Raw genomic sequence first — 24,909 nt, 5'->3', positions numbered from 1 at the left:
CGGTGAAATTCGCCATCACGAGATTATGACACCACAGTTTCGCGCCCTCTCCGTTCACCTGCTCACCGCCACAGGTGCTGTTTTTGCAATGCTCTCCATGCTGGCCGCAGCGGAGGCCAAATGGAGTTTGATGTTCGTTTGGCTGGTTGTGGCCTTTGCGGTGGATGGCGTTGATGGACCATTGGCGCGACATTATCAGGTTGGTCGCTATGCACCGCAATTTGACGGCGTGCTGCTGGATTTGATCATCGACTACCTGACCTATGTCTTTATCCCGGCCTTTGCCCTGTTCCAATCCGGGCTGATGTCGGGCTGGACTGGCTGGTTTGCCATTATTGTCATCACCTTTGCCAGCGCGATGTATTTTGCCGACACCCGCATGAAGACCAAGGACAATTCCTTTTCCGGCTTTCCAGGCTGCTGGAACATGCTGGTGCTGGTGATCTTTGCCCTGGAACCCAGCCATTGGACCATACTGGTGCTGGTGACCCTGCTGTCTATTGCCATGTTCCTGCCCCTGAAGTTCATTCATCCCGTGCGCACCGAGCGCTGGCGCCGGGTCTCGCTTCCGGTCGCCCTGGCCTGGACCTTTTTTGCCGGCTGGGCCGCCTGGGTGGATTTCCACCCGGAAAGCTGGGCGCATTGGGGCTTGGTTGTGACCTCTGTCTATCTGTTGTTTGTCGGCATTGCGCAGCAGATCTTTCCGCAGCGTGACTGACCTTCTGACTGGCCTCCCGCTTTGCGTCCTGCCGAAGCCAGCCCCTGTTTGCAGCGGTGAAATGTAAAAGGGGCCACTCCCTCTGTGCTGTGACTGAGTCAAAGCACATGCCCGCCGGAACGTTTGTGCAAAGACACAATCCAGAGGTCGTATTGGGGGCGCGCAAAGCCTCAGATCAGTAAGCTGGCAGCGCCTTCGTGTTTGAGCAGGGCTATTTTTGTCTCAATCCCCGTGCCACCGGAAAACCCGCCCAGGCCCTCTGCCGCCAGAACCCGGTGGCAGGGAATGATTACCGGGATTGGATTGGCGCCACAGGCATTGCCCACGGGTTGAGGCGGGATGTTCAGCTCCTTGGAAATATCGCCATAGGTCCTGGTCTGCCCCATAGGAATTGCCAGCATTGCCGCGCAGACCGCCTGCTGGAACGCCGATCCGGCAATATGCAATGGCAGATCAAAACGATGCAGCTCCCGGGCAAAATAGGCTCTGAGCTGGTCTATGGCGCGGTCCAGGAGCGCGGTTCTGGATTGTTCCTGCGGCCCCCAGCGCAGGCCGGTTATCGCCCCATCGGTCTCTGTCACGCTCAATATTCCGACAAATGTATCAATCTGGGCCGACGGCATTGCAGATGCTCCGTAAGGATAAGGACGGTTTCCTGCACTAGGGCACAGATTTGGGGCGTAAATACAGAGTAAATTCGCTCTTTCGTATAGGTCGCTAACCTAATTCCTCCGAACCGTGACCCAAGGGGGGGCGTCAAAATTGATAAAACTCTGTTAAAACAAGTTCAGAAAGAATGAATGGGTTAAGATGATGATCTCTGCAATTGGTTCAAATCTCAATGTCAGCAACCTTGCCGCCTCTTACAAGGCAGGCGTTCCTGAAATGGATGCAAGTCTTAATGAAGGTAAGACCCAAGGAATGGATCGGGCCATCCAGCGTGAAACAGCGCTGAAGGCGGCAGAGAATGCCCAGCAATCCGAAACGGGCACCCCCCAGTCAGCGGGCCCGGCCCTGGAAGCGGCAAGAAACAAGGCCCTGGGCCGTGTCAGCTATAGCGAACAGGCAATGTTGGCGCAGTTCCTGGCTCTGACCTCGAACCATGCCCCGGGTCCAAAACCTGTCAGCAGCCTGATGGCAGAAGACAGCTATCGCGCCGCGCGCAGCCAAGCTGTGGCTGCGGTTGATGGAGCCTCTCTGTAACGCCCTCCACATCAGAACCCTCCCGCGTATTACGACCTCTCTCTCCTTCCCCTCCAGACAAGAAAACCTGCCGCGCATGGCGCGACAGGTTTTTTTTGTTCGCCCGGCCCAAGCTGCGAGTCGCACCGCAGATTGGGGGCCGTTTTATGGGTGGCCGGCAGCACCAGGCTGCCAGACACGTTTTGAGTTCAGACCCTTATACGATTGGGCCCGTATATACTGAGGCGCGCCTCAGCTCAGGGCTGTATCGCAGCGGCCGCAGAGGCCGGCGTGGGAATGGCTGCCAACATCCGGCAGGATTTTCCAGCAGCGCTGGCACTTGTCGCCTTCGGCTTTTTCAAAGACCACCGAGATACCGTCGACTTCGGGCATACGGAAGGCCTCTGCCGGCGCCGGGTCAGTGGTGAGGGAGATGTCGGAGGTGATGCAGATATCGGCAAAGTTCACCGATTTCAGCAGGGCCAGCACCTCTGGATCACGCACATGCACCACCGGATTTGCCTCCAGCGAGGCACCAATCACCTTGTCGATACGCTGCAGTTCGAGTGCAGCTGTCACCACCCGGCGGGCCTGACGGATCTGCGCCCATTTGGCCGAAAGCGGCTCGTTCAGCCAATCCGCCGGGGTATCAGGGATATCGACCAGATGCACCGAGCTGTCCTCGCCGGGGAAACGCTCCAGCCAGACTTCTTCCATGGTGAACACCAGGATTGGCGCAAGCCAGGTGGTCAGACGGTGGAACAGGATATCAAGCACGGTCCGGGCGGCGCGGGCATTCAGCGTGTCGCCGTCACAATACAGCGCATCCTTGCGCACATCAAAGTAGAAGGCGGAAAGGTCGACGGTGGCAAAGGTAAAGATCGCCTGCCACACCCCGTTGAAATCAAAGGCTTTATAGCCGCTGCGGACCTGGTGATCCAACTCCGCCAGACGGTGCAGCACCCATTGCTCCAGCTCGGGCATATCCGCAGCATCAACGCGCTGATCATCGGTGAAATCATGCAGCGAACCCAGCATATAGCGCATGGTGTTGCGCAAGCGACGATAGCTGTCGGCGGTGCCTTTCAGGATCTCAGGGCCGATGCGCTGATCCGAGGTATAATCGGTCTGCGCCACCCAGAGCCGCAGGATATCGGCGCCGTACTGTTTGACGATCTCCTCAGGCACGATGGTATTGCCCAGAGATTTGGACATTTTGTTGCCCTTGCCATCCAGGGTAAATCCATGGGTAACAACGTTTTTATAGGGCGCGCGGCCCTTGGTGCCGCAGGCCTGCAACAAGGACGAATGGAACCAGCCCCGGTGCTGGTCGGTGCCTTCCATATAGACATCGGCAATGCCATCTTCGGTGCCGTCTTTGCGGTCGCGCAGCACAAAGGCATGGGTCGAGCCGGAATCAAACCAAACGTCGAGCACGTCGAACACCTGCTCCCACTCGTCCGCATTGTAATCCGATCCCAGGAAACGTTCCTTGGCACCGTCCAGATACCAGGCATCGGCGCCTTCGGTTTCAAAGGCTGCAACGATACGGGCATTCACCGCGTCATCGCGCAGCAAAAAGCCCTCATCCGTGGGCAGCAGCCCCTTTTTCACAAAGCAGGTCAGCGGCACGCCCCAGGCGCGCTGGCGCGACAGTACCCAGTCCGGGCGGGCTTCGATCATGGAATAAAGCCGGTTACGACCCTTTTGCGGCGTCCATTTCACCAGCTCGTCGATCGAGCGCAGGGCGCGTTCGCGGATGGTTGTGCCCATCTCGTCCTGACCGTCGCCCACCGCGCGATCCACGCTGGCAAACCACTGGGGCGTGTTGCGATAGATGATCGGTGCCTTGGAGCGCCAGCTGTGCGGGTAGCTGTGCTTGATCTTGCCACGGGCCAGCAAGCCGCCGACCTCGACCAGCTTGTCGATTACGGCCTTGTTGGCATCGCCCTCGCCGCCCTTGCGGTTGAGGATGTATTTGCCACCAAAGAACGGCAGATCGGCGCGAAAGCCGCCATCGTCCATGACGTTATAGGTGATGACCTGCTCCAACATGCCCAGATCACGGTAGAGCTCAAATTCCTCCATACCGTGGCTTGGCGCGCAGTGCACAAAACCGGTGCCTTCTTCATCGGTGACAAAGGGCGCGGCGCGGAAATCACGCGGCGCATCCCATTCACCGTTGCTGCCGTCGGCGCCAGCCAGCGGGTGCGACAGTTGCAGCGGTGCCAGCTCATCCGCTGGCACGGTGCGCACGCGGCTATACTGGCCCTCGGCCAGGCGGGCGCGGGACATCACGTCAGCGGCCAGTTTGTCGGCCAGGATGAAGCGATCGCCTTTGGCGGCCCAGCATTCTTCCGGCGCGTCGGTGACCTCGTAGAGGCCGTAATCAAAGCTGTCGCCATACACGACGGCCTTGTTGGACGGCATGGTCCAGGGGGTGGTGGTCCAGATCACCACATGGGCGCCTGCCAGGTCTTCAGATCCGCCGGTGACGGCAAACTTCACCCAGACGGTAAAGCTCTCCTTGTCGTGGTATTCCACCTCAGCCTCGGCCAGGGCAGTTTTTTCCACCGGCGACCACATCACGGGTTTGGAGCCCTGATACAGCGTGCCATTCATCAGGAACTTCTGAAACTCCGCCGCGATCACCGCCTCGGCATGGAAATCCATCGTGAGGTACGGATCAGCCCAGTTGCCGGTGATGCCCAGGCGCTTGAACTCTTCGCGCTGGATATCCACCCATTGGTCGGCAAAGGCGCGGCATTCCTGGCGGAACTCCACCACATCCACGGCATCTTTGTTCTTGCCCTTCTTGCGGTACTGCTCTTCGATCTTCCACTCGATCGGCAACCCGTGGCAATCCCAGCCCGGCACGTAGCGCGAGTCAAAGCCCATCATCTGGTGCGAGCGCACGATCATGTCCTTGATGGTCTTGTTCAGCGCATGACCAATGTGCAGATGGCCGTTAGCGTAGGGCGGGCCGTCATGCAGCGTGAAAGGCGTGCGCCCTGTCTTTTCGCGCAGCCGGTCATAGACGCCGATCTTGGCCCAGCGCTCCAGCCAGTGGGGCTCGCGCTTGGGCAGGCCTGCGCGCATGGGGAAATCGGTCTTTGGCAGGTTCAGGGTCTGTTTGTATTCGGGGGTATCAGCAGTGTCGGCGCACATGGGTGGCGTCCTTTGGATAATCGGTTCGGAAATCGGGATATTCGGTTCGGCGCGATGGCTCAAGCGCCTTTGCCCGGCGTCTCATGTGATCAGAGCGCCGGGGATATAATTCGAATAATGATGGCCAGGATATTGGACATGCAGGCGTTATAGGCCGACTACGCCCCGGGGTAAAGCGGGGTTCTACCAACGCTGAATGTCGCAGCCCAAGGTTTGATTTCTGGAAAATCCGCTTGCACCGACATGCCTGCGACACCCTGCCAGAGGCACAGAGCTTCAAAAGCCTATATCGGGGCGCGCCAGCATCAGCCAGACGATGGCCAATACGGCTGCAAAGGCGGGAAAGCCGCAGGCAAACCAGATGCGAAACAGGCGATGGTATGTGGCTGGGAGCCCGGCCCCTGTGGTCGCCGCCGCGCGCGCAAGATTGCGAAGCCGGATTTGGATCCACACCACCGGCAGCCAAAACAGCCCCGTCAGCAGATACAGGCCCAGCGACAGCAGGATCCAGCCTTCCCACAGGCTCCACCCCAGCGCATGTGCCAGCAAAGCACCGGTCACCGGCTGCACCACCACGGCCGTGGTGGTAAACAAGAGGTCCGCCAGCACAACCACCCCGGCGGTATGGGCAATTATCCGGGGGTCCGCGCTGCGATGCGCCATCACCATAAAGAAGGCAATGCCAGCGCCGGTGCCAAGCAGGGTACAGGCGCCCAGCACATGCAGCCAGCGCAGGATCAGGTCATACTCCACCTTAACGCTCCTGCAGCAGTTGATGGGTGATCAGGGCCAGCATCAGCCCCGGCAATGTCTTGACCAATGGCCCCAGTGGATCGCTCCACATCTGCGGCGTCACCAGGCTGGCAGCGCCAAGGTAAAACAGCGTCACAGCCACCATGCCAAGACAGGCCTGCCGTGCCCAGGGGCGCCACAACAGCGCCAGGGCCAGGGCGATATCAACCCCCGCCCAAAAGGCCACGCTGGTGCGGGACAGGCCGGGGCTCCAGCCAGCTGCTGTCAGATGCAGTGCTGCGCTGTCGAGCTGCCACAGGGCGATGATGCCGGATAAAAACCAAAACAGGCTCAGCAGCGCCACCGCAAAGGGCATACAAAGCAGCATCCGCGCTTCCAGCCGGTGCTCCCGCCCCGCCCGCATCTCGCCCAGGATCTGTGGCAGGGCAGCCACCCCCTGCCCGGTCGCTTGGCGGTAGGGGGCGGGATCGCCAGCGATGCCCTGTTCCAGCACCTGAACCGCAGTGTGGCGCAGCGGCGAGCACCAGCCCAAATAACCCAGCACATCCGCCCCCCGGGTGGTCAGCCACAGCAGCGGGCGCGGCAGCAAAATCTGCCAGCGCGCCGGGGCAAAACCCAGCCAGGCCCGGGTCTGCCGCAGGATCTCTTGCAGGCTGTGCGGCTGATCCTCCACCAAATCATAGCTGCCCGGCGGCAGCGCGGCCCGCGCCGCCTGACAGACAGCAGTGGCCACCGCCTCCAGACCGACAGATTGGATTTGTGCCCGCGCCAATGCCACAGGTTGCACCACAGGCATGGCCGCCAGCATCCGCAACAACGCAGTGCCGCCAAAAGCACCCTGACCAAGAACCAGCCCAGGTTTCAGCACCCAGATATTGGTGCGGCCGGCCTGTTTCACCACCGCCGCATCTGCAGCCGCCTTGCTGCGCATAAATTCTGTGGCGCTGTCAGCACTGGCCCCCGCAGCAGAAATCTGCACCAGGCCAGTCCCCGTGTCGCCACAGGCCACCGCCAAAGCGGCAATCGCCAGATGCTGCACCTGGTCCAGCTCTGCCGTCGAGGCCTGCAATTGCCCCGCTGCGTTCACCACCAGATCATAGTTCCTGATGACCGCCAGCCAGTCCTGCGCCTTTGCAAAACTGCGCAGATCTCCGGGGACAAACGCCACCCCAGGCACGACGCGCTCTGCCATTTTGGCATCACGGCCAAAGACCGCAACCGCGCAGCCCGCCCGGATCAGCGCCCGCACCAGCGCGGCGCCAATAAACCCATAGCCTCCCAGGACCAAAACCCGAGGTCCTGTACTGGGGGTGGTGCTCTTGGCCATTGTCATAAATTTCCATTGAATCAGCCCCGGCAAGCTGGCGCAGCGCCGGGGTTTTGTCCAGCGCACAAGGCCGCCTGTGACACCTGCGCACACCAGTTTAGGAAAGTCCGAAGCAAGATTACCAGACCGCTAATTCGTTTCGCACGCGAAACCTTTGGGGCAGTGCCTCTCCAGGCCTGGCTCAGGCCTGAAACAGACAGCCCACCCCATAGGCCAATGCCGCAGCTGCGCCGCCAATGGCCAGGGTCTCTGCCCCCGAACGCCACCAGGGCGTCAGGGCCCAATGGCTTTTGAAGGCGCCAATGGCAAAAAAGGTCACCAGCGTCAGCCAGACCGAAATGGTAAAGGCCGATCCCAGCCCCAGCAAGAAGGGTAGCAACGGCACCATTCCCGCCACCAGAAAGGCCGCAAAGGTAGCCAGCGCCGCGCGCATTGGGTCAGGGTCCACCGGGCTGACGCCATATTCGCCCTCCATCATCAGGTTGATCCAGGCCTCTTTGTCGGCGCAGATCGCATCGGTCGCCGCCTCCAGAACCGGCCCCGACAACCCCTTGAGCCGCAGGATCTCCCGCGCCTCGCCGCGCTCACCTTCGGGGTAGGTTTTGATGTGGTTCTCCTCGACCTGACGCAGGCGTTTGAGATCGTCCAGTTCCGCCTTGGTGCCGGAATAATTGCCCGCCGCCATCGAAAACCCATCCGCCAGCACATTGGCCAGCCCCAGTGCCACGAGAACAAAGGGCGACAACCCCGCACCCGCCACCCCGGCGACAATTGCGAAGGTGGTGACCGAGCCATCAATGGCACCGTAAACCACATCCCGCAGCACCCCGCGCCCCGGAGGCCTGCCGATGCGGTCGCTGATTTCCTGCGGGCTGTGACCGTGATCGACCATGGCGGGCTCCTTCTGTTAGGGCTCCTACATCTAATGGATCCCGGCGCCTGTGCCTTGCGACAGATCAACGCCGCCCCTACCCATCAGCCAAGGAAACCCCTATGTGAGGGCAGCAGCGGGACCGGCCGCTGGGCCAAGACCGCAAGCGAGACAGCCCCATGACCAAGACCTCCCAGACCGATACACCCCAAACCGCCAATCACCCGATGAAGCGCTTTGACATCAGTGGATCAGAAATCGACCGTGTGGTGACCCTGTTCTACATCCGCATCCGCGCGCATTCAGAGCTGGGGCCCATTTTTGCCCGCTATGTGGCAGATGCAGACTGGCCCGCGCATGAGGCCAAGATCGCCCGGTTCTGGCGTAATGCGATCCTGCGCGAAAAGAGCTATAACGGCAACCCGATGCGGGTGCATGTCTCGCGCCCCGAAATCCAGGCAGAGCATTTCCCACAGTGGCTAGGTCTGTTCCACGAAGTGCTGCGGGCCGAGCTGCCCGCGCCGATTGCGCTGCAATGGGGCACCCTGGCAGACCGTATCGGCGAGGGCTTTCGCACGGGGATCGTGGCCATGCGCCAACCCAAGGACGGGCCGCCCAAACTCTTCTAAGGCACAGCGACGTCCAGACCGGCTCCAAACCTGAAGTCAGGGCTGACCCCAAATTGCCCAAAGTTGAGAATTGAAAAATTATCGCCCCATATTCCGGTTATATCCGCGATAATTGTTAGAAAAATACCACTAAAGAAACGCAAAATAGCCGTGACAGAGCTGCCACCGCAATCTCAATTCTGTGAATAAATACGCCCCGCCTGTGGATAACACCTCTCCACCTGTGGAAAACAGCGCTCTTACAGAGCCTCGCGGCTCCCATGGCGCAGCTGCCACCTGACCCAGCTTTTTGCGCAGGTCACCGGCCGCTGAGCGGGTGACGACCAGCCAGGTGATGCGGAGACAGGCAAAGCAACGTATCCCGGTTATCGCTGATACCCACAGCCAGCGCCTGTCCGCAGCTCAGCTGAAGCAAAGGGTAAAGGCCCTTAATATCATTATGATTTTGGGTCCCTCCTAGCACTGTGCACAGGTATTTCCACAGGGTTTTCCACAGCAAAGATCACCCTGACCTGTGGGCTTGACTTGGCCTGTGGGCCTGACGCGGCCTAAGCTACGCAGAACAAGCGGTTGAATTATCGCGACTTTTACGGTTCCGGGGCCTGATCGCGGCGAAACAGCCCGGCCAAGGCGCCTTTGATCACCCGCCGGGTCGCGGGGCGATGCGCCCGCGAGAAGGGCAAGGGGCGGCAGACCTCCATGGCAGCGATGCCAACACGGGCCGACAGGGCGCCATTGACCACCCCTTCGCCAAAGCGGCGTGACAGCTTGGACAGGACCGAGCCGCCCAGCACCGACTCCAGAACATCATCCCCCGCAGCCACCGCTCCGGTGGCTGCAAGATGGGCCAGCACCGCGCGGGTCAACCGCCAGGAGCTGAACAGCCCCGAGCGCCCGCCATAGATCTGCGCCACCTGACGGATCATCCGCACCGAGGCCAGCAGCGCCACGGTGACATCGGCCAGCGCCAGCGGCACCAGCGCCGTCACTGTGGCAACCTGACGGGCGGCGGCCTCGACCTCTTGCAGGGCACGGGCATCCAGTGGCGCCAATAGCTCTTCTTCTGCCAGCACCAGCAGGGCATCGGCGTCCAGCACCTCATCCTGTCGCTCTGACAGCCGGGCCAATTGCCAGGCCATATCCGGGCGCCCGGCATAAAAACGCTGCAGCTTGGCCACATGTGTCTTGGCGGCGGCAAGGTCGCTATGCGCCAGCGCTGCCCCCTGACGCAGCCCATCGACCCGCTTCAACCGGGCCAGCGCTGCCAGCTCGCGCAGCAGCATCACCAGAGCCAGGATCAGGGCCAACACCAGCCCGGCGCTGACCGCCCAGCCCAAAAGCGGCATCCGCGCCACCAGCCCAACGGCAAAATCCCAGGCCGCCAGGGACACCACCGCGCCCAGCAAGCCCAGCACCAGCCCCCAGAACCACCGCGCCAGCCGCGAGGGACGCCGGGCCGCCAGACGCGCCGCCTGCTCCATCGCAGCAGGGGGCGCAGACTGGTCCAGGTCCGGCAGAGCATCCGGCACCGGCGGAGCGGCGGCCACATCCGGGTCCTGGGGGCGGGCATCCTGCTCCAGATCAAACAGTACCGGTTTCTGGCTCATCCCTGTTGCTCCTGCTTTTGGGGGGCGTGCGCGTGGGTCTCGGCCTGCCATTCCATGCGGACATCCGGCAGGCCTTCGTCGTTGCCGCTGCCGTCGCTGCGGTCCGTTTCAAAGAACCCTTCGCGCTGGTAAAAGCGCCGGGCGCCGGTATTGGCCGCAAGGGCCCGCAACCACAGCGCCGGCTGTGCCGCCTTGGCCTGTCGCAACAGGACCTTGCCAACCCCCTGCCCCCGTGCGTCCGGTGCCAGATAGAGGCTGCAGATCTCGGCGCCGTCGCGGGCCATAAAGCCAACCACCCGCCCGTCATGTTCAGCCACCGTGACCCAGCCGTGCCCAATCATTACCTCGCAAAAGCCAATGGTTTCCGCCTCGGAGTACAGCACAGGCATCCACGGGGTGTAGAGCGCAAAGCGGTGCAGAATCCAGCCCGTGGGACCCGCATCCAGCGCCGAGGCCGGACGTAGGCTGACAGCAGGGAGTGGAGAGTTCACAGGGCGTCTCCGATCAGGAATTCTGCGGCTCGGTCCAGCCGGATATGGGGCGGCCCATCCCCCGGCTTCAGGCTCAGCGGCGCCGGGGCAAACTGCATCGCCTGATAATCGCCGTCCAGCCAGTGCCGCGCCCCCTGACGCGCCGGAGACAGCAGCTGCGCCGGATCCGTCGGCAGGGCGCCGGGGTAAAAGGCCGCCTGCTTACCGGTCTCCAGCAACCGCCCGCGCACGCAGGCCAGCTCTGCCCCATTGTGAGGGCGCATCTCTTCGGTGGTGGCCCGCAGCGACGCCAGCGCCAGCGCCGCGGTTTCGGCCCCGGCGAACTGCGCCCGGTCGCGGGCATCGCTGGTCAGGGCTTCGATGATGGCGGTCATCTGTGGGTGTTGCAAATGGTGCAAATGGTCGGCCTTGGTGGCGGCGAAGAGGATTTTCTCAACCCGCTTGCCGCGCAACAGCGAGGTGAGGAACCCATTGCGACCGGGGCGAAAAGCCGCCAGCACATCGCCCATGGCCAGACGCAGATCTTCCACCGCCTGCGGCCCGGCGTGAATGGCGCTGAGCACATCCACCAGCACCACCTGACGGTCGATGCGGGTGAAATGATCGCGGAAAAACGGCTGCACCACCTTGGACTTATAGGCCTCGTAGCGGCGCTCCATCTCGCGCCACAGGCTGCGGCGCGGCGCGGTCTCTTGTGGTGGCAGGGGGCCAAAGGTCAGCACCGGGGAGCCCTCCAGATCGCCGGGCAGCAAAAACCGCCCCGGCGAGCAGTCATAAAACCCGGCGCGCCGCGCCGCGTTCAGGTAGCGGGTGAATTCCGCCGCCAGCGCCTGTGCCTGTGGTTCATCATGGGGCGCCGTGGCCTCGACCGTGGTCAGAGCTTGCAGGAAATCCGCCGCCACCTCGCGGGCGGGCAGCCGGTCCAGCACCTCGGCGGACCACTGGGCATAAGATTTATCCAACAGCGCCAGATCGAGCAGCCATTCGCCGGGGTAGTCGACGATATCCAGATGCAGCCGACGCGGCCCCTGAAAGCCGGACAGCAACCCCGCAGGGCGCAGGGTGAGGCTGAGGCGCAGCTCAGACACCGCGCGGGTGCTGGCAGGCCAAGAAGGCTGCGGGCCGGTCAGCGCCGCCAGATGGTCCTCATAGGCAAAACGCGGCACCGTATCGTCGGGCTGGGGTTGCAGATAGGCGCTGTCGATACGGCCCATGCGCGCCGCATCCAGTTGCAGCATCCGCCCACGGTTCAGCAGGTTGGCCACCAGCGAGGTGATAAAAACCGTCTTACCCGCCCGCGCCAGACCCGTGACACCCAGCCTGAGCGTCGGCTCAAAGAACCGTGAAGACACAGTGCTGCCAAGGCTGTCCAGCCCGCGTGCCGCGCCCTCGGTCAATGTCGATAATACCACCCGGCCCACCTGCTGTTGTTTGCTTGGCTCAAGATAGGCAGGTGGTAGCGGGTTTTCCAGTCTGTCTGAGCACTTGCCTCAGCCCTGTTGCCGGGTTACTTGCCCGCTCATGCCTCGTTTTGCTCTCAAAGTTGAATACCACGGAAAGCCCTTTGCCGGATGGCAGCGGCAGAAAGATCAGCCCTCGGTGCAGGGCGCGATCGAAGATGCGCTCGCCCGGCTGGAACCCGGTCCCCATACCATTGCCGCGGCAGGCCGCACAGATACCGGCGTGCATGGGCTGGGACAGGTCGCCCATTGTGATCTGCAAAAACCCTGGACTCCCTTTCGCCTGTCGGAGGCGCTGAATTTTCACCTGAAGCCCGCGCCCGTGGCGATTGTGGACTGCGCCGAGGTCGACCCGGAGTGGCACGCAAGGTTTTCCGCCATCGAGCGGCAGTATCTGTTTCGCATCCTGATCCGCCGCGCACCCGCCACCCATGACGCGGGCCAGGTCTGGCAGGTCAACAATGATCTGGATGTCGACGCCATGCAGGAGGCGGCCAACCACCTGCTTGGCAACCATGATTTCACCACCTTCCGCTCGTCGATCTGTCAGGCGCAAAGCCCGCAGAAAACCCTGGATGAGCTGCGCATCGAGCGGGTCATGGGACTGTCTGGCCCCGAGGTGCATTTTCACGTGCGGGCGCGCAGTTTTCTGCACAATCAGGTGCGCAGCTTTGTCGGCACATTGGAACGCGTCGGCGCCGGCGCCCGGGAGCCGCAGGATGTGAAATCCGCACTGGAAGCCTGCGACCGCGCCGCCTGTGGCCCGGTCTGCCCCGGCCATGGTTTGTATCTGGCCCGGGTTGGCTATCCGGTGGATCCGTTTATGGCGCCCGGTCATAGCTCCAAGGACAGGCAGTCCGGTTCTTGAGCCGCTCTGGCTTGAATGCCTGCCAGCCGTTCATCGCTTACAATGGTGGTGTGCTGCCCTAGCGGGCTGCTGAAAACGCCCAGTATACCTGCGTCTGCGTCTGCGTCTGCGTCTGCGTCTGCGTCTGCGTCTGCGTCTGCGTCTGCGTCTGCGTCTGCTACGACCATTTAAGTAGAGCCAGACACAACCGCGTTTGTCATGTTTCAGCGTCTGATAGAGCGGTTTCTTTTCCCTGCTTGCCCTCCAGGACCATGCCGATGGCGGCCAGAAGCTCTGCCCTGCCAACAGGTTTCATCAACCGACAGTCTTCTGGCATCAGCCCATTGCCGTGGATCATTGCCTCACTGGCATAGCCGGACATAAAGACAAATGGGACAGTGGGGTCGACCGCCCGGATCTCTTTGGCAAGATGGGTTCCCTGGAGCTGCCCCGGCATGACAATATCGGTGATCACAGCGTCGAAGTCTCGCAAGTCAGACCAAGTGGCAAATGCCTCATCTCCACTTTTCGCCGTGGTCACACTGTATCCGGCTTTGGTCAGCATTTCTGCAAGCGGCTTTAACAACTCGGCATTGTCTTCCACCAGAAGAACTTTGCTGTGATCTGCCCTCGCAGACCGGGTTTCCACCACCGGCATCGCGTCAAAGGAGGCAGCCTGACCTGCTGCCTTGAAGTACAATTTGAATGTCGTACCAGTGCCGATTTCAGAATAGACCTGTACCGCCCCCCCTGATTGTTTAATGAACCCGTGCACCATAGAGAGCCCAAGACCTGAGCCTTTACCAACTTGTTTGGTTGAAAAGAACGGTTCGAATATCTCTTTGAGATGCTGAGGTTCGATGCCGGACCCTGTGTCTGAGATGGCCAACATGATGTACCGGCCTGGCTTGATGTGTTCATTTCTCTCACCCAGGTATTCATCATCTAATCGAACATTTGCGGTTTCAATCGTCAAACGACCGCCATCGGGCATCGCGTCTCTTGCGTTCAGCAGAAGGTTAAGAAGGGCGCTCTTTGTGAGCGCATCATCGGCTAAAAATGGCCAAATAGATCCCAGCAGAGATGTTTGAATTTCAATGTTGGCGGGCAGCAGACGCTCTGCCCAAGTCAGCACTTCTCGAACGACGGAATTCCCGTCCAAGAGCTGAGGCTCCAGGTGTGATTTTCGCGCAAAGCTGAGCACATTCTTCGTTATCTCAGCACCCCGTTTTGCAGCCTGAATCGCACTTGTGCGATAGCGAGAGTGGCTCTCTTGCTGGTCCGTTGTTTCCATCAATTCAAGATTGCCAAGGATGACCGCCAAAATATTATTAAAATCATGCGCCATCCCACCGGCCAAATTCCCAACAGCCTCCATTTTCTGAGATTGCCGAAGCTCGTTTTCCAGATCAATTGTTCTTGAAATATCCTGGATAATCCCAACAAAACCATAAATTTCGCCCTGACCATCAATAACGGGCTCTCCGGTATTCACAACGGACAGTTCTGACCCATCTGCAATTCTTATTTTATGAAAGCAGGTATAGGGTTCCCGCTGTTGGCCGGATTTAGACATCCGGCTCTCCAGTTTTGCCCTGTCCGCATCAGACATTAGGGAAAAGAATTTCTCCAGCGTATCGGGACCCTCGGAGCTTGAGAAAGCTAGAATTTCTCGCATTGATTTCGAGGTTTTCAGCGCGCCGTTTTTCAGCACCTTCCAGTGGCCTAATCTGGCAATTCGTTCAGCCTGCAACAGTGTCGCTTCACTCTCGCGTGCCTTTACCCGCGCTTTTTCAGCGGTCTGCAGAAGCCGAACCAGCGTTACTGTCAATAACAGCAATGTGAGCACGAAGGCGGCAAAGCAGCCCCCACCTACGGTCACAAGAAGCCACCTACGCCCCTGCATTGCGTTGATTAACTGGAGTTCAAAGGCGCGTATGTTCTCAGCGGCGTCAATGTCCGACAGACGCACGCGGGCATCGACTTCAGCTGCAGATTTTCCCGTCAGCTGCAGCTGCCTGGCTTCATCGATCATCACGCGATAATCTGACAATGTGTCCTCCAGAGAGGCAAAATCGGCCTGCAACCCCACCGATTGCGCCGTGAGGCTGATCCGCGTGAGAGTGGCCACTATTTCATCATAGTTACGTTCCGCTTTGGTAAAATATTCCTCATCCCGGCGCAGGACACCATTTTTGAAATTGTGAATAAACCCATCATATCCAAGAGATCTCTCCAGCCGTATAACCTGTTTCGGCAATACATAGATGGCTCTGTCGAGTTCAACCGCTCTGCTGACAAGAAAAACTGCTGACAAGGCAAATATTACTGCGGCAAAACCAGCAATCTGCAATCGGCTCTTGACCAAGGTCATAGCGGCATTCCTCGCAACGTTTCCACATTCACGAGACAGATTGTTCTGTGACTTGTCAAGTTTCGGGCTGAACAGGCAATTAATACGAAGCGCTATTTTGTGCAGATATTCAACACGCCAATAGGGTGTATATTGAAAATCTCAGGCCTCTAAACCTAGGGTCAGGACCCATTTATCCTACGCCGTCAGCGGTAATCTAACGTCATTTGCAACCTCTTGCGCCGCTCGCAGATGTAACTGTTCCGTCCCGGATGATCACATTGATCCTCGCCGATTGGCGCTTTTTATGGCACGCTCGCTGCTGAGGGAGATCCGAGACGGAGGCACAGATGCTTGTTCGACTGCATAGCGAGGCGACGACCACCCCGAAAATCCGCGCCGAGATCCAGGCCAGCAATGAGGCTGCATGGGTTCTGGCTGACCGACACGGGATTTCGGAGCAGACGGTGTATAAGTGGCGTCACCGTGACAGCGTGGAGGACAAAAGCCACACGCCACATCGCCTTCAGACAACCCTGACACCTGCGCAAGAGGCCGTGGCAGTATCTCTGCGCCAGACGCTGCTGCTTCCCCTGGATGATCTTCTGGCGGTGGTGCGGGAGTTTTTGAACCCAAATGTATCTCGCTCGGGGCTGGATCGTTGCTTGCGTCGGCACGGGGTGAGCAACCTGCGTGAGCTGAAGGGCAAGGCCCCCAAGCCCAAGCACAGCACCTTCAAGGCTTACGAGCCAGGCTATATCCACATCGACGTCAAATACCTGCCTCAGATGCAGGACGAGACCAAGCGTCGTTACCTCTTCGTCGCCATCGACCGTGCCACACGGTGGGTCTTCATCCGTATTTTCTCAGCAAAATCTGCAGCTAACGCCAGGCGCTTCCTCCGGGATCTGGAGCGCGCCTGTCCTCTCAAGATCCGCACAATCCTGACAGACAACGGTAAGGAGTTCACGGACCGCTTGTTCGGAATGCGTAAGCGCTCTGCGACAGGGAAGCACGAGTTTGACAAGCTTTGCGCCGAGCTGGGCATCGAGCATCGCCTGACCCCACCGAAGTCGCCGCAAACCAATGGTATGGTCGAACGGTTCAACGGACGCATCGAGGATGTCTTGCAAGGCCACCATTTCAAATCAGGCGAAGATCTCGAACAGACCCTCGAGCGCTACGTATGGCTTTACAACCAACAGCTACCACAATCAGTCTTGGGCAGCAAAACGCCCTTGCAGGCCATGAAAGACTGGTACAAACTCAAACCAGAGCTGTTCAAGAAAATTCCTTACCAGCTTACGGGACGTGACATGTAACCACTATTGGCGTGATGCCCCAAACCCTTGAGGTTTTACAAAAGCGCTGCCAGGCATGCTGAATGAATAGGGCCTGATCCTAACCTTTGGGCGGATGTAGAACCAGGGTTTGCAGGGCTGTGGCCACCGGGCCTTGTTCGTCCTGCAAAACCGATTGCGACATACCAATGCCACTACTGTGCCAATGGGAGATCGATTCTGAGGCATGCCAATCGCCAACGGGCTCGCGGTGCACATTGAGAGTGAGGTCGGTATTCATAAAGCCCATCTCGCTGGGGGCCGCATTCCAGGAGATGCCATTGCCACAGTCCGCCAGCGCACAGAGCGACTGGATCGGCGATTGCTGCTCCCCCTCCAGCAGGGTGGTGGTGCGCATCCAAAGGGTCTTTGGACCGGGCTCCAGGCCAAACTCAGGCGGATAGGCCACATCCAGAAATTCACCAAAATAGGGTTTGTCATGCAGACCTGCGCCAATGGAAAACCGCCCCGGCACGGCCTCGGCGCGGTTCAACGGCAGCACCGGCGCGGTTGGCACCGGTCCCAGATCTTTACGCACCAGATGCATCGAGGTGCCCAGCGCACACAGGTTGTTGTCGAGATCATGTACGGTGATCTGTGTCGTCGCCAAGGTGCGGCTGTGGCGCGTGGTTTCGGCCGCAACCCGCAGCCCCGCCAGTGGCAGCGGGCGCAAAATATCCAGCGTCAACCGACAGAGCATCTTGTCGGCGCCCACCTCGATCTCGGCGGCGCGAACCGCCAGGCCGGTGACCGGCCCGGCATGGCAGTGATCCGCAGACCAGGGCCCCCGCGCCGGATCGTTGCCCACAAAAACGCCTTCAGAGTTTTGCGAAAAGAACGGTGCCGCCGCGAGCGCCTTGGAGGTCATGGATCAGACCTTTTCCTGAGTGTATTTCTTCAGCTCAACCCGCGCCACCTGGCGACGGTGCACCGCATCCGGGCCATCGGCCAGACGTAAGGTGCGCACATGAGTCCAGGCCGTGGCCAGCGGTGTATCCTGGCTGACGCCCTGACCACCAAACATCTGCACCGCCTCATCAATGACTTTCAGCGCCACCCGTGGCGCAACCACCTTGATCTGGCTGATCCAAGGCGCCGCCGCACGGCCATCACCCTGATCCATGTACCAGGCAGCCTTGAGACACAGCAGGCGCGCCATTTCGATTTCCATGCGGCATTCCGCAACGATATCGTAATTGGCGCCCAGATGGGCCAGCTTCTTGCCAAAGGCTTCGCGCTGCAGCGACCGTTTGCACATTTGCTCCAGGGCGCTTTCGGCCTGACCGATGGCGCGCATGCAGTGGTGGATCCGTCCAGGCCCAAGGCGACCTTGGGCGATTTCAAAGCCGCGACCTTCGCCCAGCAGGATACTATCGGCTGGCACCCGCACATTTGTGAAGCGGATATGCATATGGCCATGGGGCGCATCGTCGTGGCCGTAGACCTCCATCGGGCGCAGCACTTCGATACCGGGGGTGTCTGCGGGCACCACGATCATCGACTGACGCTGGTGCTTGGGCTGCTCTTCGCCAGCGGTTTTCACCATGACGATATAGACCTTGCAGCGCGGATCCCCGGCCCCCGAGGCCCACCATTTTTCGCCGTTCAGCACATAGTCGTCGCCATCGCGCACGCAGGCCATCGACACATTGGTCGCATCCGAAGAGGCCACATCGGGTTCGGTCATCAGATAGGCAGAGCGGATCTTGCCCTCCAACAGCGGCGCCAGCCACTGCTGTTTCATCGCCTCGGTGCCGTAACGCTCAAAGACTTCCATATTGCCGGTGTCCGGCGCGGCGCAGTTGAACACCTCGGCGCCCAGCGGCGTCTTGCCCATTTCCTCGGCAAAATAGGCGTATTCCACGGTGGAAAGCCCAAAGCCCTTGTCGCTGTCGGTGAGCCAAAAGTTCCACAGCCCCGCTGCTTTGGCCTTGGCTTTCAACCCTTCGAGGATCTCAGCCTGGCGGACGGTATATTGCCAGCGGTCGCCTTTGCCGATCTCGGCTTGATATTCGGCCTCCAGCGGCATGATCTCATCGCGCACCATGGTGGCAACCCGCTCCAACAGCTGGCGATTCTCTGCCCGCATGCCAAAATTCATATCCATAGAAATTCTCCTCCACTGCCACTTTCGCTCTTGCGAAAACCATGGCTTAGTCGCGCAACAACTGTCCAGCGCAATGACGGGACGTCATTGAGTCATAATAGAAATTATACGGAAGGAACCAGCATGGCGTTATTGGTCAATATTGGACATGACGGATGGTATCGCGACCGCGAACTGGCAGCTGAGCTGCGCAATTTGTCCCCCGGGGCTGACATCCGCACCCTGGAAGAGCCCGGCGATCTGGCAGAGATCACCATGTTGGCCGTCTCCGGGCTGGCCGACGATCTGCCGCCCCAATTGCCCAATCTCGCATTGGTGCAAAAACTGGGGGCTGGTGTGGAAACCATCGTCGCCCACCCGGCTCTGGCGCCACATGTGCAGGTCACTCGGTTAAAACCGCTGGAACCCGCCCGCGAGATTGCCCAGTATTGCCTTGCCTATGTGCTGCAGGGGCAGCGCAACATTCTGGCCCATGCGGCCAATCAGGCCCGTGCCAGCTGGGAATCGCTGGAGCCAAAGCAAAACCACAAGACCCGCGTTGGGGTGCTGGGTATGGGTCATATCGGTGGCGAAACCGCCGCTCTGATGCGCGATCTCGGCTTTGAGGTGCACGGCTGGAGCCGCTCTGCCAAAGACATGGAAGGCGTCACCTGCCACCACGGGGCGGAAACGCTGGAGCCGATGCTGGGCATCTGTGACTATATCTGCGCCATCCTGCCCTCTACCGGCGAAACCCGTGGGCTGATCAATGCGCAGACATTGGCCGCGATGAAACCGGGCGCCACCTTCATCAACGCCGGGCGCGGCGATTTGGTGGATGAAGCGGCGCTGATTGCCGACCTGGATCGCGGTCATCTGGGCCATGCGGTGCTGGATGTGTTTTGCACCGAGCCGCTGCCCGAGCAGAATCCGCTGTGGGCGCACCCTCAGGTCACCATCACGCCGCATATTTCGGGCTGGCACCTGGGCGAGGCGCTGCAGGATGTGGTGGAAAATTTCCGTCGTCTGGGCGCCGGCGAAGATCTGCTGCACGCAGTGGACCGGCAGCGGGGCTACTGACCCCGCCGCCAAGGCGTCGCTAAAACAGCATAGATTTGAGAGCCGCAAACGCCGGGCCAAATCGCAGCCAGCCCCCCAGCCCGGTCTGGGTGGGCTGGCCATCCTTCCAGGTTGCCGCCACGGATAAGCCCTGCCAGTCCGCCGTCAGCGGGTTGCCGTTGAACAGGGTGAAATCCGCGCGTTTGCCGACCTCAATCGTGCCAATCAGCGCCTCCTGCCCCAGCTGCCGTGCCGCCTGGCGCGTCATCGCCGACAGAGCCTGATAGCGAGAGACCGCCTGATCCGGCGCAGTTATGGTCGCGCCTGAAACCGAGGTCCGGTCCACCGCCGTGCGCAGGGTGCGCAACGCGCCAATCGGCGAGGCCGGATGGTCCCCATGCAGCGTGGTAATCACCCCGGCGCGCATCGCCGTCCCCACGGGCATGTAGCGCTCTGCCCGGTCCCCCACGATATCCGGCAGCGCATCGCCGTAGTAAAAGATGTGGTCGACAAAAAAGCCGAGACTGATGCCCAGCGCCTTGGCCCGCTGCATCTGCGCGGCGGTGATCAGCGCATTGTGCTCCAGCCGATGCGGCAGACCAGGGTTTGGCCCGGCAGCCTCAAACGCATCCAGCACCTCGTCAATGGCGCGTTCCCCCTGGCTGTGCACGGCAATCTGATGCCCGGCGCTTTGCAGGGCGGCGACCTTGGCGGCAAAATCGCCAGGGTCATGGTTCACCGGCCCCAGATGGCCGTGGGGGATATGCATCCGCTCCGAGGTAAGATCGCTGTGCTCATAGGCATCGGCAAAGGCTGCACCACCGGTAAAGGGCGAACCATCCATCCAGAACTTGGTGCCCAGAACCCGGAAATCATCATTGCCTCCCAGTGCCTTGCCCTGATGCGGCAGCAGATAAAGATAGGCCCGCAGAGGCGCAGCCGTGGCACCGATATGACGCAACAGCCCCACCGGATCCGGGTGTTTGCCCACCGCCCCGGTGATGCCAATGGTGGTATAGCCTGCCTTGGCATAGGTGGTGTATTCCTTACGCACCAAGAGCTCGATGACTGCCGGATCGGCCGCCGGCATGGCGCCGAGGATGGCGTTCACCGCCTCCAGCTCGCGGAAGGCACCGGTGGCCCGGCCTGCGGCGTCGCGGATGATGCCCGCTTGCCCCGCCTGTACGTCCTGCGCGTCCTGTGAAACCAAATCAATACCAGCGGCTTGCATGGCAGCGGTATTGGCAAAGACCTCATGCAGCATCTGGGTGATCACCACCAGAGGGCGGTCCGGCGCAATGGCGTCCAGCTCTGCCAGGGTTGGCGCTGTGAGATCAGCGATGGCCACCGGATCCCAGCCATAGGCCACCAGCCAAGGGGTCAGCGCCCGACCATCTGCTGCCTGCGCCAGGGTTTGCATCACCTCGGCGCGACTGCTGTGGGTAAAGCCGCTGACATCCACCACCGCCCCCAAAAGCGCCGTGGCAATCGGGTGGGTATGGGGTTCGATCAACCCCGGCGTCAGCACCTTGCCCGCTAAATCATGCACCGGCGCGCCACTTTCTTGCAGCTGTGCCAAGGTGCCAACTGCAGTGATCACGCCATCCTCTACCAAAATCGCCTCGGGACCGGGCACCTCGGCCGCTGTGGCCATGGGAAGGATCTCCCCTCCGGTCAGGATCAACTGGGATGCGACGCGCTCGGGGCGCAGGAGATACCAGATCAGCCCCGCCGCCAGCAGCCCCAACAGCAACAATCCTTTGAGCACGCGCCGCAGCCATTTCATCGCACACATCTCCCCGTCCCTTTGGGCGGCAGGATTGGGGCGGTGCTGATTCCAAACAAGGCTGACGTCGCGGGAAGGTGCCTACAAAGAGGAGAATGCCCCTGTACCCTCTCAACCGTGGCGCAGCTGCAGACACAAAACGGGCCCCGAAGGGCCCGTCTGATATACCTGCCTGATTTACATGCGCTGGCGGTTTGGCCTACTCCGCCGCTTCAGCGTAGTCTTCCAGCGGGGGACAGGTACAGATCAGGTTGCGGTCGCCGTAAGCATTGTCAACGCGGTTGACCGGCGGCCAGTATTTGTCGACCCGGAAGGCGCCAGGGGGGAAACAACCCTGTTCGCGGCTATAGGGGCGATCCCACTCTTTCACCAGATCCTCCATAGTGTGCGGCGCATGTTTCAGCGGGTTGTTCTGCGCATCGATTTTGCCGTCTTCGATGGCCTGCACTTCGGCCCGGACCGACAGCATGGCATCGACAAACCGATCCAGCTCCGCCTTGGTCTCTGACTCGGTGGGTTCCACCATCAGGGTGCCGGCCACAGGCCAGCTCATGGTGGGGGCATGAAAGCCGCTGTCCATCAGCCGTTTGGCCACATCATCCACCGTCACCCCCGCGCTCAGGTCAAAGGGACGCGTATCCAGGATGCATTCATGGGCGACACGGCCCGTTGGCCCCTTGTACAGCACCCCATAGGCCCCCTCCAGCCGCTTGGCGATGTAGTTGGCGTTCAGAATGGCCACCTTGGTCGCCTGGGTCAGCCCAGCGCCGCCCATCATCAGGCAATAGGCCCATGAGATCGTCAGGATCGAGGCAGACCCGTAGGGCGCTGCTGAGACCGGCCCCGCATCTGCGCCGCCCCGTTCTGGGTGTCCCTGCTCCGGGTGTCCCGGCAGATGCGGGCTCAGATGGGATTTGACGCCAATTGGGCCCATGCCGGGACCACCGCCACCATGGGGAATGGCAAAGGTCTTGTGCAGGTTCAAATGGCTGACATCGCCGCCCAGGTCGCCGGGACGGCTGATCCCCACCATGGCATTCATATTGGCGCCATCAATATAGACCTGACCGCCGTGATCATGGGTGATCTGGCAGACCTCATGCACGGTTTCCTCAAACACCCCATGGGTCGAGGGGTAGGTGATCATGCAGCCCGCCAGATTATCGGAGTGCTTTTCCGCCTTGGCGCGGAAATCATCCAGATCAATATCGCCATTCTCCGCCGATTTCACCACCACGACCTTCCAGCCCACCATCTGGGCCGAAGCCGGGTTGGTGCCATGGGCCGACATCGGGATCAGACAGATATTGCGATGCCCCTGCCCCTGGGCGCGGTGATAGGCAGCAATGGTCAACAGACCCGCATATTCGCCCTGCGCGCCGGAATTGGGCTGCATCGAGATCGCATCATAGCCAGTGATCTGACACAGCTTGTCCGACAGATCCGTTACCATCTCAGCGTACCCTGCCTGCTGCGCGGCGGGGGCAAAGGGGTGGATATGGGCGAACTCGGGCCAGCTGAGCGGCATCATCTCGGCGGCGGCGTTCAGTTTCATGGTGCAGGAGCCCAGCGGAATCATGGCGCGATCCAGCGCCAGATCACGATCCGCAAGACGGCGCATATAGCGCATCATCTCGGTCTCGGCCCGGTTCATGTGGAAAATCGGATGGGTGAGATAGTCGGATTCGCGGTGCATATCCGCTGGTACACGGTATTCCGGCGCCAATTCGTCATCCGCACGGGTGATGCCAAAAGCGCGCCAGACCGCCTCGGTGGTGTCCCGCCGGGTGGTCTCATCCAGGGTGATGCCAACGCGGGTCTCACCGACGCGACGCAGGTTAATGCCCTCGTCGAGGGCCGATTTCATCACCGCCGCCTGCAGCGGCCCCACATCAACAGTGATGGTGTCAAAGAAGCCTTTGGGATCGACCTTAAAGCCCGCCTCTTCCAGCCCACGCGCCAAACGCACGGTCTTGCGGTGGATCCGCTGGGCAATCGCCTTGAGCCCTTTGGGACCGTGGAACACCGCATACATCGAAGCCATCACCGCCAACAGCGCCTGCGCGGTACAGACGTTGGAGGTGGCTTTTTCGCGGCGGATATGCTGCTCGCGGGTTTGCAGCGACAGCCGGTAAGCCTGGTTGCCCTGGGCATCGATCGACACCCCGACAATACGCCCCGGCATCGCCCGTTTATAGGCGTCGCGGGTGGCCATATAGGCCGCATGTGGCCCGCCTGCGCCCATTGGCACGCCAAAGCGCTGGGTCGAGCCAACAGCAATATCCACCCCCATGGCGCCCGGCTCTTTCAGCAGGGTCAGCGCCAGTGGGTCTGCCGCCACCACGCCAATCGCACGGGCGGCGTGCAGCGCCTCCATCTGCGGGGTAAAGTCACGCACATGGCCGTAGGTGCCAGGATACTGGAACAGGGCGCCAAAGACCTGATCGGCCTGCATCTTGTCCGGGTTTCCGACAATCACTTCGATATCCAGTGGCTGTGCCCGGGTCTGCACCACGGCAATGGTCTGCGGGTGGCAGTCCCGATCAACAAAAAACGCCTTTGCCTTGGATTTGGCCAGCCGCTGCGCCATGGTCATCGCCTCGGCCGCCGCAGTGCCTTCATCCAGCAATGACGCATTGGCGACTTCCAAACCGGTGAGGTCGGAAATCATCGTCTGAAAGTTCAGCAAGGCCTCAAGCCGGCCCTGGGAAATTTCGGGCTGATAGGGCGTATAGGCGGTGTACCAGGCGGGGTTTTCCAGAATATTGCGCTGGATCGCCGGGGGCGTCACCGTGCCATGGTAGCCCTGCCCGATCAGTGAGGTCAGCACCTGGTTCTTATCCGCCACTTCGCGCATGTGAAACAGCAGCTCGCGCTCGGACAGCGGGCGGCCAAACTCCAGTGCTGCAGCCTGCCGGATTGAGGCCGGAACCGTGTCGTCGATCAGCGCCTCCAGGCTCTCGGCACCGATAACGTCCAGCATGGCCTGCATCTCTTCGGGAGAGGGGCCAATGTGGCGACGGTTGGCAAAATCATAGGGAAGATAGTCGGTGGGAGTGAAAGGCATCACATAGGTCCTGTCTGTTCAGGGCGGGTCAAAGCGGTTCGGTGCAGGGCGCGACAGCAGATCGCGGACACAGGAAATGCGTTCGGGCAAACCCGTCTGCCTGATCCAGGCGATCAAGCCAATCTGCAGCTGCTAAGCAAAACCCGCCGAACCAGGGGTGCGACG

Annotated in this window: 19 protein-coding genes; 6 read left to right on the top strand and 13 right to left on the bottom strand. The window is 60.7% G+C overall.

Translation table 11 applies throughout. The annotated features are described in order from the left end of the window. Positions 1 to 25 precede the first annotated feature (25 nt). Complete coding sequence (locus tag JZI28_RS03380) at positions 26 to 718, top strand: phosphatidylcholine/phosphatidylserine synthase (protein ID WP_295447559.1); 693 nt, start codon at positions 26 to 28, stop codon at positions 716 to 718. A gap of 170 nt (positions 719 to 888) precedes the next feature. On the opposite strand, the gene JZI28_RS03375 is transcribed toward JZI28_RS03380, so the two are convergent. Beyond that, positions 889 to 1,341 (bottom strand): methylated-DNA--[protein]-cysteine S-methyltransferase, encoded by a 453-nt coding sequence (locus JZI28_RS03375; protein ID WP_295447557.1) that lies wholly within the window; start codon positions 1,339 to 1,341, stop codon positions 889 to 891. A gap of 187 nt (positions 1,342 to 1,528) precedes the next feature. Here JZI28_RS03375 and JZI28_RS03370 point away from each other — a divergent pair, with 187 nt between their 5' ends. Beyond that, entirely contained in the window at positions 1,529 to 1,921 is a 393-nt protein-coding gene (locus JZI28_RS03370; RefSeq protein WP_375699245.1) for a hypothetical protein, read from the top strand. Between the two features lie 231 nt (positions 1,922 to 2,152). On the opposite strand, the gene ileS is transcribed toward JZI28_RS03370, so the two are convergent. The 4 genes from ileS to JZI28_RS03350 all read right to left on the bottom strand — a co-directional run bounded on the left by ileS (position 2,153) and on the right by JZI28_RS03350 (position 8,040). After that, entirely contained in the window at positions 2,153 to 5,068 is a 2,916-nt protein-coding gene (gene ileS / locus JZI28_RS03365; protein ID WP_375699244.1) for an isoleucine--tRNA ligase, read from the bottom strand. Between the two features lie 276 nt (positions 5,069 to 5,344). After that, the gene (locus JZI28_RS03360; RefSeq protein ID WP_348153650.1) at positions 5,345 to 5,821 is read right to left on the bottom strand and encodes a DUF2269 domain-containing protein; all 477 of its coding nucleotides are present in this window, start codon (positions 5,819 to 5,821) and stop codon (positions 5,345 to 5,347) included. A 1-nt stretch (position 5,822) separates the two neighbouring features. Next, positions 5,823 to 7,148 carry an SDR family oxidoreductase gene (locus JZI28_RS03355; protein WP_375699243.1) on the bottom strand — a complete coding sequence of 442 codons (1,326 nt, stop codon included), beginning with the start codon at positions 7,146 to 7,148 and terminating at the stop codon, positions 5,823 to 5,825. 181 nt (positions 7,149 to 7,329) lie between these two features. Continuing rightward, positions 7,330 to 8,040, bottom strand: a complete 711-nt coding sequence (locus JZI28_RS03350) for a VIT1/CCC1 transporter family protein (RefSeq protein ID WP_375699242.1) — start codon at positions 8,038 to 8,040, stop codon at positions 7,330 to 7,332. A 158-nt stretch (positions 8,041 to 8,198) separates the two neighbouring features. On the opposite strand from JZI28_RS03350, the gene JZI28_RS03345 reads away from it, so the two are divergent. Beyond that, entirely contained in the window at positions 8,199 to 8,648 is a 450-nt protein-coding gene (locus JZI28_RS03345) for a group III truncated hemoglobin (protein ID WP_375699241.1), read from the top strand. Positions 8,649 to 9,235: 587 nt separating this feature from the next. Here JZI28_RS03345 and JZI28_RS03340 read toward each other — a convergent pair. The 3 genes from JZI28_RS03340 to JZI28_RS03330 are packed head-to-tail and all read right to left on the bottom strand — an operon-like array spanning position 9,236 to position 12,158. Continuing rightward, positions 9,236 to 10,255, bottom strand: a complete 1,020-nt coding sequence (locus JZI28_RS03340; protein WP_375699240.1) for a YcjF family protein — start codon at positions 10,253 to 10,255, stop codon at positions 9,236 to 9,238. Next, positions 10,252 to 10,746 (bottom strand): GNAT family N-acetyltransferase, encoded by a 495-nt coding sequence (locus JZI28_RS03335; protein ID WP_375699239.1) that lies wholly within the window; start codon positions 10,744 to 10,746, stop codon positions 10,252 to 10,254. Before JZI28_RS03335 ends, JZI28_RS03340 begins: the two co-directional genes overlap by 4 nt. Next, positions 10,743 to 12,158, bottom strand: a complete 1,416-nt coding sequence (locus tag JZI28_RS03330) for a YcjX family protein (RefSeq protein WP_297340780.1) — start codon at positions 12,156 to 12,158, stop codon at positions 10,743 to 10,745. Before JZI28_RS03330 ends, JZI28_RS03335 begins: the two co-directional genes overlap by 4 nt. 109 nt (positions 12,159 to 12,267) lie before the next feature. On the opposite strand from JZI28_RS03330, the gene truA reads away from it, so the two are divergent. Next, positions 12,268 to 13,074 (top strand): tRNA pseudouridine(38-40) synthase TruA, encoded by an 807-nt coding sequence (gene truA / locus JZI28_RS03325; RefSeq protein WP_375699238.1) that lies wholly within the window; start codon positions 12,268 to 12,270, stop codon positions 13,072 to 13,074. 196 nt (positions 13,075 to 13,270) lie between these two features. Here truA and JZI28_RS03320 read toward each other — a convergent pair whose 3' ends face one another. Next, positions 13,271 to 15,427, bottom strand: coding sequence for an ATP-binding protein (locus JZI28_RS03320; RefSeq protein ID WP_375699237.1), 2,157 nt, complete (start codon positions 15,425 to 15,427; stop codon positions 13,271 to 13,273). 329 nt (positions 15,428 to 15,756) lie between these two features. On the opposite strand from JZI28_RS03320, the gene JZI28_RS03315 reads away from it, so the two are divergent. Further along, on the top strand, positions 15,757 to 16,728 hold the full coding sequence (locus JZI28_RS03315) for an IS481 family transposase (protein ID WP_375699236.1): 972 nt from the start codon (positions 15,757 to 15,759) through the stop codon (positions 16,726 to 16,728). Between the two features lie 79 nt (positions 16,729 to 16,807). Here JZI28_RS03315 and JZI28_RS03310 read toward each other — a convergent pair whose 3' ends face one another. After that, a complete protein-coding gene (locus JZI28_RS03310) occupies positions 16,808 to 17,614 on the bottom strand; it encodes a thioesterase family protein (protein ID WP_348156733.1) in 807 nt (268 codons plus the stop codon). Between the two features lie 3 nt (positions 17,615 to 17,617). Next, a complete protein-coding gene (locus JZI28_RS03305; protein ID WP_375699235.1) occupies positions 17,618 to 18,853 on the bottom strand; it encodes an acyl-CoA dehydrogenase family protein in 1,236 nt (411 codons plus the stop codon). A 123-nt stretch (positions 18,854 to 18,976) separates the two neighbouring features. On the opposite strand from JZI28_RS03305, the gene JZI28_RS03300 reads away from it, so the two are divergent. Then, positions 18,977 to 19,912 carry a 2-hydroxyacid dehydrogenase gene (locus JZI28_RS03300; RefSeq protein ID WP_375699234.1) on the top strand — a complete coding sequence of 312 codons (936 nt, stop codon included), beginning with the start codon at positions 18,977 to 18,979 and terminating at the stop codon, positions 19,910 to 19,912. Positions 19,913 to 19,931: 19 nt separating this feature from the next. Here the strand turns inward: JZI28_RS03300 and JZI28_RS03295 are convergent, their stop codons facing one another. Then, positions 19,932 to 21,677 (bottom strand): amidohydrolase, encoded by a 1,746-nt coding sequence (locus JZI28_RS03295; protein WP_375699233.1) that lies wholly within the window; start codon positions 21,675 to 21,677, stop codon positions 19,932 to 19,934. Between the two features lie 199 nt (positions 21,678 to 21,876). Further along, a complete protein-coding gene (gene gcvP, locus JZI28_RS03290; protein WP_297340538.1) occupies positions 21,877 to 24,744 on the bottom strand; it encodes an aminomethyl-transferring glycine dehydrogenase in 2,868 nt (955 codons plus the stop codon). Positions 24,745 to 24,909 lie beyond the last annotated feature (165 nt).

It is taken from the genome of Pseudophaeobacter sp. TrK17, from assembly GCF_042192375.1.
Lineage (GTDB): Bacteria > Pseudomonadota > Alphaproteobacteria > Rhodobacterales > Rhodobacteraceae > Pseudophaeobacter.
This window is presented reverse-complemented; position numbering and strand designations above follow the sequence as displayed.